At 51.4% G+C, this 14,689-nt stretch carries 13 protein-coding genes; 5 read left to right on the plus strand and 8 right to left on the minus strand.

Translation table 11 applies throughout. The features are described 5' to 3' along the window. The first annotated feature begins 197 nt into the window (after positions 1-197). Positions 198-1,172, plus strand: a complete 975-nt coding sequence (locus tag BM231_RS01655; protein WP_139226328.1) for a hypothetical protein — start codon at positions 198-200, stop codon at positions 1,170-1,172. Between the two features lie 90 nt (positions 1,173-1,262). On the opposite strand, the gene trpS is transcribed toward BM231_RS01655, so the two are convergent. The 7 genes from trpS to BM231_RS01690 all read right to left on the minus strand — a co-directional run bounded on the left by trpS (position 1,263) and on the right by BM231_RS01690 (position 9,896). Continuing rightward, positions 1,263-2,345, minus strand: coding sequence for a tryptophan--tRNA ligase (trpS, locus tag BM231_RS01660; RefSeq protein ID WP_063308965.1), 1,083 nt, complete (start codon positions 2,343-2,345; stop codon positions 1,263-1,265). 163 nt (positions 2,346-2,508) lie between these two features. Next, positions 2,509-4,062: a murein biosynthesis integral membrane protein MurJ gene (gene murJ, locus BM231_RS01665; protein WP_093516250.1), complete on the minus strand. Its 1,554-nt coding sequence runs from the start codon at positions 4,060-4,062 to the stop codon at positions 2,509-2,511. 6 nt (positions 4,063-4,068) lie between these two features. After that, positions 4,069-6,897, minus strand: coding sequence for a [protein-PII] uridylyltransferase (locus BM231_RS01670; protein ID WP_093516252.1), 2,829 nt, complete (start codon positions 6,895-6,897; stop codon positions 4,069-4,071). A gap of 58 nt (positions 6,898-6,955) precedes the next feature. After that, positions 6,956-7,327 carry a helix-turn-helix domain-containing protein gene (locus BM231_RS01675; RefSeq protein WP_063308968.1) on the minus strand — a complete coding sequence of 124 codons (372 nt, stop codon included), beginning with the start codon at positions 7,325-7,327 and terminating at the stop codon, positions 6,956-6,958. A gap of 18 nt (positions 7,328-7,345) precedes the next feature. Beyond that, positions 7,346-8,017, minus strand: a complete 672-nt coding sequence (locus BM231_RS01680) for a Smr/MutS family protein (protein WP_093516254.1) — start codon at positions 8,015-8,017, stop codon at positions 7,346-7,348. Positions 8,018-8,043: 26 nt separating this feature from the next. Then, entirely contained in the window at positions 8,044-9,114 is a 1,071-nt protein-coding gene (mltA, locus tag BM231_RS01685) for a murein transglycosylase A (protein ID WP_208859985.1), read from the minus strand. A 35-nt stretch (positions 9,115-9,149) separates the two neighbouring features. After that, a complete protein-coding gene (locus BM231_RS01690; RefSeq protein ID WP_057463180.1) occupies positions 9,150-9,896 on the minus strand; it encodes a Tim44/TimA family putative adaptor protein in 747 nt (248 codons plus the stop codon). Between the two features lie 294 nt (positions 9,897-10,190). On the opposite strand from BM231_RS01690, the gene BM231_RS01695 reads away from it, so the two are divergent. Next, positions 10,191-10,724 (plus strand): FxsA family protein, encoded by a 534-nt coding sequence (locus BM231_RS01695; RefSeq protein WP_093516256.1) that lies wholly within the window; start codon positions 10,191-10,193, stop codon positions 10,722-10,724. Positions 10,725-10,736: 12 nt separating this feature from the next. On the opposite strand, the gene BM231_RS01700 is transcribed toward BM231_RS01695, so the two are convergent. After that, entirely contained in the window at positions 10,737-11,930 is a 1,194-nt protein-coding gene (locus tag BM231_RS01700) for a serine hydrolase (protein WP_208859986.1), read from the minus strand. A gap of 237 nt (positions 11,931-12,167) precedes the next feature. On the opposite strand from BM231_RS01700, the gene BM231_RS01705 reads away from it, so the two are divergent. The 3 genes from BM231_RS01705 (at position 12,168) to BM231_RS01715 (ending at position 14,645) form a co-directional block, all read left to right on the plus strand. After that, positions 12,168-13,214 carry an acyltransferase family protein gene (locus BM231_RS01705; RefSeq protein ID WP_093516260.1) on the plus strand — a complete coding sequence of 349 codons (1,047 nt, stop codon included), beginning with the start codon at positions 12,168-12,170 and terminating at the stop codon, positions 13,212-13,214. A 175-nt stretch (positions 13,215-13,389) separates the two neighbouring features. Continuing rightward, positions 13,390-14,166: a DUF2092 domain-containing protein gene (locus tag BM231_RS01710; RefSeq protein ID WP_093516262.1), complete on the plus strand. Its 777-nt coding sequence runs from the start codon at positions 13,390-13,392 to the stop codon at positions 14,164-14,166. Next, a complete protein-coding gene (locus BM231_RS01715; RefSeq protein ID WP_093516264.1) occupies positions 14,163-14,645 on the plus strand; it encodes a hypothetical protein in 483 nt (160 codons plus the stop codon). Before BM231_RS01710 ends, BM231_RS01715 begins: the two co-directional genes overlap by 4 nt. Positions 14,646-14,689: the final 44 nt, after the last annotated feature.

The raw sequence follows: 14,689 nt of genomic DNA on the forward strand, positions 1-14,689 counted from the left end.
CCTTAGACCATAGTTGTGTGGCTCATATGACAACCCTCTGCTTTGGTGCCAGCGTATTTTTTATGAGATTAGTTTTGGGGTAAGAGATGCCGGGATGGAAGGCGATAGTTTTTATGTGTTTGGCGATGGTTCTTTCCGCCTGCGTAGATGTTGAATTGCACTATGATTTTGCTGAAGACGGTTCTGTCACACAGCGCATGACCTACAAGATGACAGAGGCTACCTATGCCCGTATGCAGGAAAAAAAGAAGCAAAAATCAGGCCCGGTTCCTGTGGTGGCCTTCTGTGATAACGGCGAGGTAAAGCGGGAAAACGGGTTTGTGTTCTGCAGCAATGCCGTTGAACAGAGTTTATCGGATTTACTCTTACCAGAGCAGGATATCCCTTCGCCCCCCAAATCCATGGGGCCATCCGTTCTCCAGTTAACTCGGGTGGATGATACGAGTTTACAAGTGGTCTTGAAGGTCTCGGATTTCAATAATGCCGACTCTGGAGCGACAGCTCTTACCACAGCCACCTTTCTTGAGAAAGCTGTGCTGTCTCAAGCTCTTGCTGAGCGCAACCTGACCGTAATCCTTAGCGGCCCTGCGCTTATCAATGCTTCTGGAAACAAGATCGCAGACACAACGCAATCAGTAACATCGATCCCACTCACTGATCTCATCACCGGCCAACTTGATGCAAAAGACCCCTCCGCCACTTTCCGATTTGCTCAGCCTTTGCCTCCTGATAGAGAGAAGCAGGCAAAAATGATGTCTGAACTTTTCGAGGGCTATCAGTTCGACAATTGGGAAGATATGCATGGTCCAATCTCGGATTACCTTCAACAGAAACCGCGCATGATGACTTGTGGAGTCCGTATGACAGAGCAGGCCTGTAAAGTTACGCGGGCAGAACTGGCTCAGCGCATCACGGCCGATAACACTGGCTTCAAAGAGCAGTTTATAAAGGTTCTTTCAACTCGCTACAGTATTCAGGATCTTCAGGGCATGCTGGAGCTGGTTCAACAGAACCCTACTCTGTTCAAGTCACCCGTGTGCGATGACTTCCCACAGATGGACCGGCGCTGTGTGGTTATGGCACATACGGTGGATGCCTTGTCGCTCAAACACATCGTTGCGGCCAACGAGGCAGCGCAAGCGCGCGTGTCGCCCTTTTTTAAGGATGAGTGAGTGCGCCAGTAAAAGCAGCCGCAACACTCCAGAAAACAAAAAAGCCGCAGATCATCTGCGGCTTTCTCAGTCTTGAAACTAAACGGCTTATCAGCCGCGACGGCTTTCCAGGAAGCCAACAATGCGACGTACATCATGCAGCACTGGTTCTGCAATCTCGGCAGCACGTTCAGCACCATCACGAAGAACGGCATCAACGCTTGCAGGATCATCCATGATCCGGCGCATCTCACCGTTCATTGGCGCAAGTTTCTCAACAGCCAGCTCAGAAAGAGCTGGTTTGAATGCTGAGAACTGCTGGCCGCCAAACTCGCCCAGAACGTCCGCTTTGGTACGTCCGGAAAGGGCTGCATAAATACCAACAAGGTTGTCAGCTTCCGCACGACCTTCCAGTCCATCCACTTCACTTGGAAGAGCTTCAGGATCAGTCTTTGCCTTTCTGATTTTCTTCGCAATCGTGTCCTGATCATCAGTCAGGTTGATGCGGGAAAGATCAGATGGATCAGACTTGGACATCTTCTTGTTGCCGTCACGCAGGCTCATGATACGGGTCGCTGGACCCGTGATCATTGGCTCGGTGACTGGGAAGTAAAGCTCATCCGGTGCTTCATGAGATGGCTCAGGGTTTGGAACACCAAGACCCAGCTCTTTGATGCGATCAGCAAAGTCATTGTTGAACTTCTGCGCAATATCGCGTGTCAGCTCAAGGTGCTGCTTCTGGTCATCGCCAACCGGAACGTGGGTTGCGCGGTAAGCCAGAATGTCTGCTGCCATCAGGTTCGGATAAGCAAACAGACCAACAGAAGCGTTTTCTGCGTTCTTCCCTGCTTTGTCCTTGAACTGAGTCATGCGCTTCAGCCAGCCCATGCGGGCAATACAGTTGAAAATCCATGCCAACTCAGCATGTTCTTTCACCTGGCTCTGGTTGAAGATGATCGACTTCTTCGGATCAACACCGGCTGCGAGGTAAGCTGCTGTTACTTCACGGGTCTGCTGCGTCAGCTCGGCAGGATCCTGCCAGACTGTGATCGCATGCATGTCAACGATGGAGAAGATGGTCGGCATCTGGTCCTGAAGCGGAACAAAGCGGACAATAGCACCAAGGTAGTTGCCAAGATGCAGGTTTCCGGTTGGTTGAACACCGGAGAAAACGCGAGGCTGAAACGCCGTCATTGTAAAATATCCCTAGGCTTGGGCCTGTTGGAAGGGCCAGTGGGTTGCGCGAGCACAGTTTGAATGGGTGACAAACAAACTAGGACAGCCCGCGCAGATTAAGCCCGGTGGTTATGACTGCGCTTTTCCGTATGTGCAAGTGATTTGCAGAGTGAGAAAGCCTTTATCGCCGCAATTTCTGCAGTTGTGCGCGAAAATCCACGGTCCCGGTGAGCTGAACCAAAATACCAAAGGAAATCAGACCAATGGTGACGAGAAGGATGAGTTCACTGGCTCGTACAACAAACAAGTTGGAGGTTGAAAGCGGCTCCAAAACGAGCGTCCCACCATAGACGACAACGCCCATCAGAGCGCTTGCAAAACCTAATAGCGGAATTCTCTTCAGCAATGCTGCGTCGACAACAAAATGACCCCGCCTCCACAGCACAAAGGCCAGAAGCGCTGAGTTAACCCAGCCCGCAGCTGTTGTCCCAATCGCGATGCCCACGTGCTTGAAGGCAGGGAACAACAAGATTGAGAGCGTCACGTTCACCACCATGGCAACAGCAGCAAAGTACATCGGAGTCTTGGTATCTTCCCGCGCAAAGAAGCCAGGAGACAGGACCTTATTCAGCACAAATGCAGGTAAACCAACGGCAAATGCCATCAAAGCCAGAGCAGTTTGCTCAACAGCAGCATCCGTAAACTGACCGCGTTGGAACAGTACTGCAATCACGGTATCTGGGATGATTACGAGAGCAACTGCAGCAGGAAGAGTAAGCGCAAGAGCGAATTCCATGGAACGGTTCTGCGTATGATGAACCAGCTCTTCCTGACCAGAGCGCAACTGCCGTGTCAGGCTTGGCAAAAGCACAACGCCAATCGCAATTCCCACCACACCCAGTGGCAGCTGGTAGATCCGGTCAGCATAGTAAAGATATGAATTCGCGCTGCTTTCCAGCGAGGCGATGATCGTTCCAACAGTGATATTGATCTGCGTAATCCCCCCGGCAATCACGCCAGGAACACCCAAAACCAGCAAGCGCTTTACGCCCGGCGTCCATCGTGGGCGCATGATAGGAACACGAAACCCAAGCCGCTTCATGCCAATGGCAACGACAGCGAGCTGAACAACACCGGCAACAGCAACACCAGACACCAGCAGGACCCCGGTCGTCTGGTTGGGCTCCATGCCATAAAAGCCAATGCCTGCGAGCACGGCCATCATCACCACATTGAGCATGACCGGCGCCATGGCTGCGGCCAGAAACTTCTGAAATGTATTGAGAATTCCGCTCAAGAACGCGAGCAAAGACATGAACAGCAAATACGGAAATGCAATGCGTGACATGAGGACTGTGAGGTCAAATTTTGCTGGGTCAGAGAAATAACCCGGCGCCAGCACATGCACGAGCAAAGGCATGAAAACCTCTGCCAGAGCGAGGATAACCACCAGCGTCCAGAACAAAGCTGCCGCAATCTCACCAGCAAATTTCCGCGCGCCCTGCTCTCCATCTTCCTCAACAGAGCGGGCAAACAGCGGTACGAAAGCTGAGTTAAATGCACCTTCCGCAAACAATCTGCGGAACAGGTTTGGTAAGCGGAAAGCCACAACAAAAGCATCTGCAACAGGTCCCGTGCCAACAAAGGCAGCCAGCATCACATCTCGCCCAAACCCGCAAAGGCGGCTTAGCATTGTTGCACCACCAACCGTGGCGAAGCTCTTGAAAAGGCTCATCTAAAATTACTTACCTGTATGTTTTTGAGGTTTACGGCGTGAGCTCGTAAGCGCTTTTTGTGGCTTTTTACCGTCAAAGGCATTTTTGAGTCTATCGCGAATAGATTCCTGGCGTCCCACATTATGAACTTTCTGGCCGGTTAGATCGGTCACGTAAAATACATCGACCGCTTTCTCACCAAAAGTCCCAACATGAGCACTCGCAATATTCAGGTTGAGAGCCGAGATCTCAGTCGTTAAGTCAGAAAGCAAGCCTGGCCGGTCGAGCCCGGTTACTTCAAGAACCGTATAGTTTTCTGACCATGAATTGCTAACCAAAACAGTTGTTTGCAGCGTGAACGCCTTATTACGAGCATTCGGTTTTGTTGCTGCACCCTTCACCTCAGGAACAGGCGCGGTACCCCGCAGGGCTTCTTTAATCAGACAGCAAATCCGCTCCCCACGACGGTGTTCGTCATCGTCCTCAGGCAGCTCACGGCTGATGTAGATCGTATCCAGCGCGAGGCCGTCTTTTGTGGTGTCGATGTGCGCGTCCACAATGTTCCCACCTGCTGCAAAGCAGGCCCGCGCAATCGTAGAAAGCAACCGCGGATGATCCGGTGCCAGAACAGTGATTTCTGTAACGCCCTCAAAAGCATGAGGCTCCACAGAGGTCGCCAGATGCTCTTCTTCCTTATCTGTTTTGCGGATCAGATTCGCATGGTTGATCTTGCTCTTCAGATCAACGCGTAGCCAATAGGCCGGATAGTGGCGATTGAGGTAATTATCCAGTTCTTCATCAGTCCAGCCTTCCAGCTCTTCCGCCAGCTCTCGTTTCGCATGGTCAACACGTTGCTGTTGGCTCATACGGCCATGGCCACCACTGAGGATCGTCTCGCTCTCATAATAGAGCGTGCGCAGCAACTGCCCTTTCCAGCCATTAAAGACATTGGGCCCCACAGCCCGAATGTCAGCCACCGTCAAAATCAGCAGCAGCTGCAAACGCTCCAGACTCTGCACTTTACGGCAGAAATCCTTGATGGTTTTCGGATCACTTAAGTCACGAGACTGTGCAACGGTGCTCATTTCCAAATGCTGCTCGATGAGCCAGGCGACCGTATCAGTTTCTGCTGGAGAAAGGCCCAGACGTGGGCAAATCTTCCGCGCAATCTTAGCGCCTGCAATGGAATGATCCTCTGGCCGTCCCTTGGCTACATCATGCAAAAGCATTGCAACATAAAGAACTTTTCGGCTGTGAACCGACTTGATGAGGTCCGTTGCCAACGGGTGGCTGTCTCCCCCCATCCCACGCTCAATTTCAGAAAGAACGCCGACTGATCGGATGAGATGTTCGTCGACAGTGTAGTGGTGATACATGTTGAATTGCATCATGGCGACGACCTTCCGGAACTCAGGCAGGAACTGGCCAAGAATGGACGACTCGTTCATCGCACGCAAAACGGTTTCCGGATCACTGCGACTTGTCAGGACCTTCAGGAACAGCCGATTCGCTTGTTCATTCTTGCGAAATTCCGCATTGATCAGTCGTCTGGATCGACGAACCAGTTTCAGCAATTCCGGATGCATATCCAAATTGGTTTTGTCGATCAGATAAAACACACGGATCACATTGACCGGATCTTTCTCAAAGATATCCGGTTTCGCCGCAATAATGCGCCCGTTCTCGACAAGGAAATCCTTGGTTCCTTTGATGGATCGTCGCTTGTGCTTGCTTCCCGGAACAAAACTGCCAAGGAACCGAGAAATGCTCGGGGCGGACTTCACATGCTGCTCTTCAAGCGCTGCCGCAAAAATGCGAGTCAGATCACCAACATCCTTCGCAACAAGGAAGTAATGCTTCATGAACCGCTCAACAGCCCGCATACCGGGATGGTCCATATAACCGAGACGGTCAGCAATTTCCCGTTGAACATCAAAGCTCAAGCGTTCTTCAGGGCGGTTTGTCAGAAAATGCAGATGACACCGGACAGCCCAGAGAAAATCCTGACTCTTTCGGAACCGATTCAATACCCGCCGCGAGAAGACACCCTTTTCAACCAGCCCTAAGCCACTGGGAACGCGATAAAAATACTTGGCGATCCAGAACAGTGTGTTCAGATCACGCATACCGCCTTTGCCTTCTTTGACATTGGGCTCAACAAGGTAGCGGGACGCGCCGTGGCGTTCATGACGATCATCTCGTTCTGCGAGCTTAGCAGCGATGAAATCCGGTCCTGTACCGGAAACGATTTCCTTGTCGAACCGTTTGGTAAGTTCTTGGAAAAGCTCAAGATCACCCCAAACATAACGCGCTTCCAAAACAGCTGTGCGAACGGTCATATCTTCGCGGCACTGCTTGATTGTCTCATCAAGGTTGCGCGTGGAATGACCGACCTTCAGGCCCATATCCCAAAGCATGTAGAGGATGAACTCAACGACCTGATCACCCCAGGGTGTTTGCTTGTATGGCCAGAGAAACAGCAGATCCACGTCAGAGTGCGGAGCCATCGTTCCGCGCCCATAACCACCAACAGCTATGATGCTGATGCGCTCGGATTTTGTTGGATTTTCAACGGGATAAACATAGGTAATCGCAAACTCATAGATCACCTGAATGAGCATATCCTGCACGCAAGACAAACGCTCGGAACATCGCCGGCCCTGCCCGTCATCCATCAGGAGCTTTTCAATCTCTTTAAAGGCTGCTTTGTGCGTGGCTTTCAGCTTCGTCAGAACATCGCTGCGCAGCTTAAAGCTGGTGCCGTCGCCATTATGCTTCTCAACCAGTTCGTTGAGTTCATTGAGAAGTGATTGAGGATCAACCAGTTGATCCACTTTGAGTTCTTCAGGCGTCATATCAGCAGTCCACTTCAAAAGTCAGCAGACTGACTTTACAGAGCTTTGTCGGCTTAGACTAGATATTGTCGCGAGAGCTAACCACTCTTAATTGATGAATGAGGTGCTCTAGGGATTCCTCTGAGAGTCCATTGATCTTCGAGGCAAGCATATTGGTCAGCTCGGTTGCCCGGGGTGTCAGGCCTCCGGTGTCGATGGTGATTTTTGGATCGGATAGTTCTGCAAGTCTTTGAAGTTCTTCAGCTTCATCCCAGATCACGTTGAAATAAGTGATCATGCGCTGAACCATGTACCAGGTTGGAGTACCACGCTTGCCATGTTCAAGCGCACTCAGGTAGGCTGAGGAAACAGAGAGAGCCTCCGCCATTTCCTTCAGGGTAATCTTCTGCTTAGCCCGCAGCTCTCGAACCTTGGCTCCAAAAGGCGTCATCTTGCTGAAATTCCTGCCTTATTTCTTGCGCTTGCGGATGCGAACGTAAATCGCACCACTGCCCCCATGCGAAACATGAGCTTGGTCGAAGCCTACCACACAGCTGCGCATATCAGGAAGAGAAAGCCACTGCGGTACCATTCTACGCAACACACCACGATCGTCACCGTAAGGGCTGCTTGAGTTATCGAGCCCCTTACCGGTGATCACAAGCACGAGGGAGTAGCCCATGGCCTGAGACTGATAGATGAACGAGGTTAAGCGTTGGTGCGCTTGATACTGCGTCAAACCATGAAGGTCGATACGTCCATCAATATAGCCCTTGCCCCCGCGGACAACTTTTTTCCGTTCTTTCCGATTGAGCGGCGAAAGAGGAGGCATCGCAGGAACAACAGGCTTCGGCGGAGTATAGTCTGGAGCAGTCTTCCCTTTGGAACCACGAGACTTTTTGGCCTGAGGCTTTGGTGGAGAGGTCAGTTGCGGCTTAAGCTCAGGCTGAGACACCTCAGCGCTTTGAGCGTGCATAAGGGACTGATCCGGCTCGGAAAGCTGTGTCGTATCCTCCAGCATATCGGAAAGGCGCTCTTGATGAATGGGTGTCAGAGTGGCTTTCACCCTGTCCCACAAGCGCTTGTCTGCTTCCGTCAGCTGTTTTGTCTTGGCTCGCTTTGCGCGATCACCATTCGTCATCTACCCGATCCGTCCACGATCATTTATTATTTTGGAACAAGGAGATAGAATTCCGCACGGTGACGGATATTCCCGGCAACGGCACCTGCCTTTGCACCACTTCCTACATAGATATCGCCGCGCGCGGGGCCTTTGATGGCTGACCCTGTATCCTGAGCAACCATAAGTTTGGCGAAGCGATCACCTGATTTGTCGTAGGTCCTTAACTCACTAGAGACAAAAATTAAACTGCCATAAGTGTGCAGATCGTCATCAATTGCCAGTGATCTCAGGTCCGTTAGCGCTGTTCCTGCGCCTCCGATAGCTGCAACCTCAGTGTTTTGCGGAGATTGTAACTCAAAGAAGATGTAGGATTTATTGTGCCGAAACACGTCTTTCTGCTGCGATGGGTTTTGGGATAACCAGGCACGAAGTGCATCCATGCCCATGTTATCTTTGGAGATTTCGCCTCGCTCAATCAAGACACGGCCAATCGCGGTGTACTCATGACCAGACTTGCCTGCAAAAGCCAGACGCCGCAATTCGCCATTGGGTAGGCGAACACGAGCAGAACCTTGAACAGCTGTAAAAAATGCATCTATCGGGTCTTTCACCCAAAGCACTTCAAGGTCCATTCCATCCAGTGCGCCGTCCATCACATCGCCGCGTGTTGGCATCACCTTCAGGCCTTTGGGATAGGCATGAAGGGGGACAACAAACTCGTCAGTGCGAACAAGCGAGCCTTCCAGCTCTGGCATGTAGTAGCCGGTCACAAACCCGTCGTCCTCTACGCGCTGAAGCGTAAAGTTCTGTTCTAAAAAGGTTTTTGCATCACTTGCGTTATTTACGTTGATTTTGCGCGATTTTGCGCAGATAGCGCGTAATTTTGCGTCGCTAATGCCAAACGCCTTTGTCGGCAGCGTTCGGCCTTCACTCGCCTCGCAGTGAGCCACAAAAGCGGAAAGGGCCGCAGAATGATCATCTGCAGCCCATCCGTCGATTTCGTTGGGATCAAGTGGCCCGGAGAGCTTCGCGCTTCGCATGGTCCTATGGTCTTTTGTAAGGGTGTTTCCAGCTACAGCAGCAGAACTTATCCCCGCCGCGACGCTGAGTGCCATAATGAAACTCATAGCGCCGCGAGAGAAAGAAAACGTCATGCAGATTCAGTTGCAACCAGCTTCCAGTTTGGATCGTTCTCGCCAGTTACCCGAGCGAAGGTCCAGATATCGGTCAGGTCGCTCACTGCGGTTGGGTCACCATCCACAATACGGTTTTCAGAATCCCGTGTTGCGGTGATCAGCTGGCCCTTGAAGCGAACAGTCACTTCAGCAAGCTTGTCTTTGTCATTGAAGACCGCTTCCACAATGTCAGCTTTGTCGATGCCCACAAAGGTGGACTCAACACGCTCATTGCGGCTTTCCCGGTCATCAATCGCAGCAGAGAAACCGCTGAACACTTCAGGAGAAAGAAGCTCTTTGAGCGTGCGGCGATCACCCTGCGCAAACGACATCAAAATGATTTCGTAAGCGCCGCGTGCACCTTCCGCAAACTCTTTTGGATTGAAAGACGGCTCAGCTTTCCAGATTTCCCGCAGGCCGTGATTCAACTCACTGCCTTTTTTGGCAAGCTTGTCGATTTCAGCCTCAATCTGTTCGCGAGCTTCACGCTCAGCGCGCTCAGGGTCATGTTGAACATGCTCACTGCCTGGAAGAGGAATAACATTGTCCTCATTCTCAGGAGCCTGAGTCTTTTGAGAGTCTTGTTTTTGCTGAGCAGAATACGGGTCAAATGGTTGACGCTCGTTACCGGTGCGATTGCCCAAAACGGAGCGTAACCGCAGGAAAATAACAACTGCCGCAATAAGGAAGATTATGTTGTAGACGTCGAATATTTCGTTCATTCCGAGTACCGACCGGTCCTTTACTCGTGGGCTGCCAGGCGCCGATGATCAAATGCATTAGATATCTAGATAATGTGCTCTAGCGCATTTTTACAGGCTCTGTCACTAATTTAAGGTTTCTATCAGCAACATCCAGCTATTTCGTGTCCATCCCAACGCCTTTTTAAGGTCTTACCACGCAAGTATAAGCTAAAATCAGTCATTGCAATTCTGTGAAGATCACCCACTATAAGTAAGATCGCTTCAAAAAGAAGTGATCAAAAAGCAAAATAAACCTGAACCTACGCGGACGCTATGCCACTCGGACTTATCATTCTTGCCTGTTTCATTCTGCTACCAACCATCGAGATCTATCTCTTTATTGAGGTTGGAAGTGTTATCGGGGCAATTCCAACAATCCTGTTGACTGTAGCTTCCGCAGCTGCCGGCACGTATATGCTGCGCCAGCAGGGGCTGTCTTTGCTCATGCGCATGCGTTCTGAAATGGACTCAGGGCGCGTTCCAAGTCATGAGATGATGCATGGCGCGATGATCGTGTTTGCAGGTCTCATGCTGCTGATTCCAGGCTTCTTTACAGACGCAATTGGCCTTCTGCTCTTCATTCCGCCACTGCGTGAGGTGATTGGCAACTATCTGGCGCGCCACGTGAAGGTGCAAAACCTCAACGTCAATCCGGGTTACCGTCGCCGCGATGGCACTGTGGACCTGAATGAAGATGAGTGGAGCTCCTCCCGTCACGCTGAACAGGATGATGATCCTTCAGGTCCTCGTTCCAATGATCCTGACCAGATCAGCCCATGGTCAACTGACGACGACAAGCGTCGCTAAATCCCGCCAAGCTTAACGGAGAGCTGCCTGAACTGACTCAGGGCTCTCCAACAGTGTCGCGACCAAAGCAATCAGATAAGTGACGTCCAGCTCCTGCTCTGCATTCCAGGTGGTTGAGAAGCACCAGTTATTTCCGTCAGGGTCTTCCAAGGCATAGGTCATGTTCAGCACGCCAATCTCGCTGCCGCCCTTATAGGCATAAGACGTCCAGTTATCTGGTTCAGCCACCCCTGGATTCACGAAAACTCCCTTGATATCCTTCACTTTCGTCACAATCTCGCACAGCTCGCGGTTCGAGAGGTACCACTCGACACCTTCAGTCAAAGGCACGGAGACCTTGTCGATTGTTGGGAGCTGCGCCGGTAAGGCAGCAAGAATCCGCGCTCGCTCCTCTGGTCCTGCCTTGCGATAAGCCTCTGCGGTTTGCTCGTCGGCCTTCAGATGGAACAGCTGCTGTGTTGTCAGCGCCGGTGAGGTCTCTCCCGGCAACATCACACTCTCCTGCCCCACCAGATCCATCAGCAAGTCTGTGGCTGTGTTGTCTGAGATCGCGATCATATTGCGCGCCACATCCAGCAAAACGAACTTCTTGCCAACCGGCTCATTTTGCATCGTGCCACCGGGATACGAAATATGCCGTTGTTCCAGCGTGACTTTATCTTGCCAGCTCAGGTCGCCATCCCGAACACGCTGTGCCACTTGGTCCAGCACATAAAGCTTAAATGCAGAGCCGACGGCCAGTTGAGCATCGCTGTTGTTCTCTGCATGCACCTTCCCGTTCTGCATCAACAAAAAGCTCTGCGTCGCGGTCTGCTGCTTCATGTGGTCCAACAGGTCTTCGTGTTTCATGTCCTTCACAAGCGCAAAGCGAAACAGCAATCCTGTCAGCTGACCTGTAGTGTTCTGCTTCAAAAGCGTTGGAATTGTGTAGGATTTCGTCTCAACCAGAAACTTGTGCGGGTCTTTGGTCGCCTCAACACGAAGTGCAGGGCCATAAATCGAACGCTGTTCTGAAAGAATGGAGACCAGAAGTTCTTTTGGGATCTTCTGGTAGACTTCAGGTGCAAAATCATTGGCATCAAAGTCTGGCCCGTTCCAGATTTTCTTGAGCAACTCCGGCGGACTTGCTGCCTCCTGAGCACCTAAGGAATGAGGAGCGAGGACCAAAACTGCAATAGCGCATAACGCCTTAAAATACCTAAGCAATTGCATCTCCAGACTATCTGGTGGAACTATATGTATCCTAGGCGCATAAAAACTAACATTACCTTAGGTTAGAAATATGCAGGCGATAACACCATGTCCCTTTGCTAAGTCCTCAGCAGTCTCTTGATATTCAGTCGTGGTAACCAACAATTAAAGTTGAAGAGATGACGCTAGTATTCGCGTCCACTAAAACTTATAATTGCACGAATTAATTAGTAAATTTATGGATGGTATTAGATGGCGGCGCACCAAACCTCCAGTCGTGTGGATTGGGTCGACTACGCGAAAGGCTTTTGTATCTTTCTCGTGGTGATGATGCATTCAACCCTTGGGGTTGGCAGTGCCATCGGCGAAATGGGGTTCATGGGTGACATTGTTGCCTTTGCTAAGCCCTTCCGTATGCCGGACTTTTTTATGATCTCCGGCTTGTTTCTCGCCTTGACGCTGGATCGGGACTGGCGCCTGTATCTTGACCGTAAAGTCGTCCATTTCTTCTATTTCTACATTCTCTGGCTCACCATCCAGTTTGGCATGAAAGCGCCCTCCTTTGCCGCAGAGTTTGGCTGGGATGGTGTGCTGATGCACTACGCGCTCGCTTTCGTGCAGCCATTCGGGACCCTCTGGTTCATCTATGCCCTGCCCGTTTTCTTTGTCATCACCAAACTGCTGCACTCACTAAAAGTGCCGTGGCAGGCCACCCTGCTGGTCGCTGCTGGCCTGCAAATCAGCGCGTTGCACACCGGCTCTGTGCTGATTGACGAGACAGCCGCTCGCTTCGTGTTCTTTTTCGCCGGTTACATTTTTGCGCAAAAGATCTTCGTCATTGCTGACTGGGTGCGTGAGAATGTGCTGAAAGGCTTGGCCTTTGTGTTTGTCTGGGCCGTCGTCAACGGCCTGTTCGTTGGCTACGGCTATGCGGACCTGCCATTTGCCTCGCTCGCTCTGGGCGGTTTGGGTGCATTGGCGGTGATCACCGTTTCCGCGCTGCTCTCCAAGATCAAAGCGCTGGATCTGCTGCGCTATATGGGCAAAAACTCCATCGTGATCTACCTGTCCTTCTTCTTCCCCATGGCTATCTCGCGTACCATCTTGCTCAAGCTGGGCATCATTCAGGACGCAGGCGTGATCTCACTGATCGTCACCTGTACAGCAACCATCGCGCCAATGATCCTGTTCTGGCTGATCACCAAAATAGGTTACGGCCAGTTCCTGTTTAAGCGGCCAGCTTGGGCCTACGTTGCAGAGATGCCGCGCGCCAAAACTCCGGAACCGTCCCCGACCTGATTTCAGTGCTGAAGTGCTGATTGGCCTAAGCCCTCGAAGCTGCTGCTTTCGGGGGCTTTTTGCATGCATATTCAGCAAGTACCAATTTTAGTGGTTGGGTTCAGAGGGTCTTTCCGGTCTTTGCTTAGGCTTTGTGGCAGTAAAACCTGTGACAAGATCGAAGGAACGTACCTCCATGAAACTCGGGGCTCTCAGGGTTCTGCCGCTTCTTCTTATTCTCGCAGCTATCGGCTGGCTGGAGCTACGCCCCTTTCCTGCTATCGCGCAAAAAGAAGACAAAGCACGACAAATCCTCAATGCGACCATCGAGAAGTTTAGCGAAGCCAAAGCCATGAGCTTTACAGTCTATGCGAGTGAGGAGCGCATCTTTAAAGACAGGGTACCGCTGAATTTTGTCTTTGAGTACTCAGTCAATATTCTGGGACAAGGCGATCTGAAGATCAATCTCCCACGGCCTGATGGGATGAGTGAGATCTATCTAGATGATGGCATCATCACCTACTTTGACAAAACGCGGAATATCTACACGCAGGGTGATTTCAGAGGGACGTCCTCCGAATTTATTGAGGTGCTACGCAATGACTTTCAGCTCACATTGCCCGGCATTGATCTGGCTAACCCAGAACTGGGCCAGATGCTTGATGACCTGATCACGAAGTCCGTTTACGTCGGGCGTGAGGTTCTGCCAGAAGGAGTTGCCCATCATCTTGCCTTTTTTAACGATCAGGTAGACTGGCAATTGTGGGTCTACGAAGACAGCGGCCTGCCCGGTTATCTTATTATTACCTATAAGGACCTTGTTGGTTTGCCTCAAACACACCTGTCCTATCGAGGATGGAAGCTCAATCCGCAGTTCAAAACAGAAGACTTTCGCTTCAATCCTCCTGAGGGGGCTGAGCGCTTCAGCCTGCCCGCCCTTTCAGCAGTAGAAAACGGAGGGAGCTCAAGATGAGTTACTCCACCACAGCACAGCTTCTCAGCAATTCACTCAGATCACTGGCCATCCTGACCTTCATCACAGGCACCGGCATTCTCACAGCTCAGGCGCAGGAAACACCGCCTCCCCCCAAACAAGCCACATCCGCCGAAGTTGCTGAATGTGAGGAAGAGCACATGAAGCGTGAGGGTATCGCTGATCTTGGCAGCTCTCAATACCGCGACAAAATCCGCGATCTTTGCAACAAGTCCGTCCTTGAAGCTCCAGAGGTAGAGCCCGGAAAAGAGCCAGCCACCAACGACTACTACTTCAGCGGAGACAACAACGGCTTCGTTTATGAGCTCAACGAAGAATGCCAGCAGGTCCGCCTTCAGGATGAGCTGATCTTCATCTGCCCGGAAGGTAAATACAAACCAACCATCCGCAACAACCGCACCGGCTTCATGCCCTTCACCGAACCCACAGAGCCCATCCGCCCCGGTGAAAAGCCGTAGGAAGGTCATAAGTAAACACATGGTGTACTCTGTGATTGTCAATC

The organism is Pseudovibrio ascidiaceicola, from assembly GCF_900114245.1.
In the GTDB taxonomy this organism is placed as follows: domain Bacteria; phylum Pseudomonadota; class Alphaproteobacteria; order Rhizobiales; family Stappiaceae; genus Pseudovibrio; species Pseudovibrio ascidiaceicola.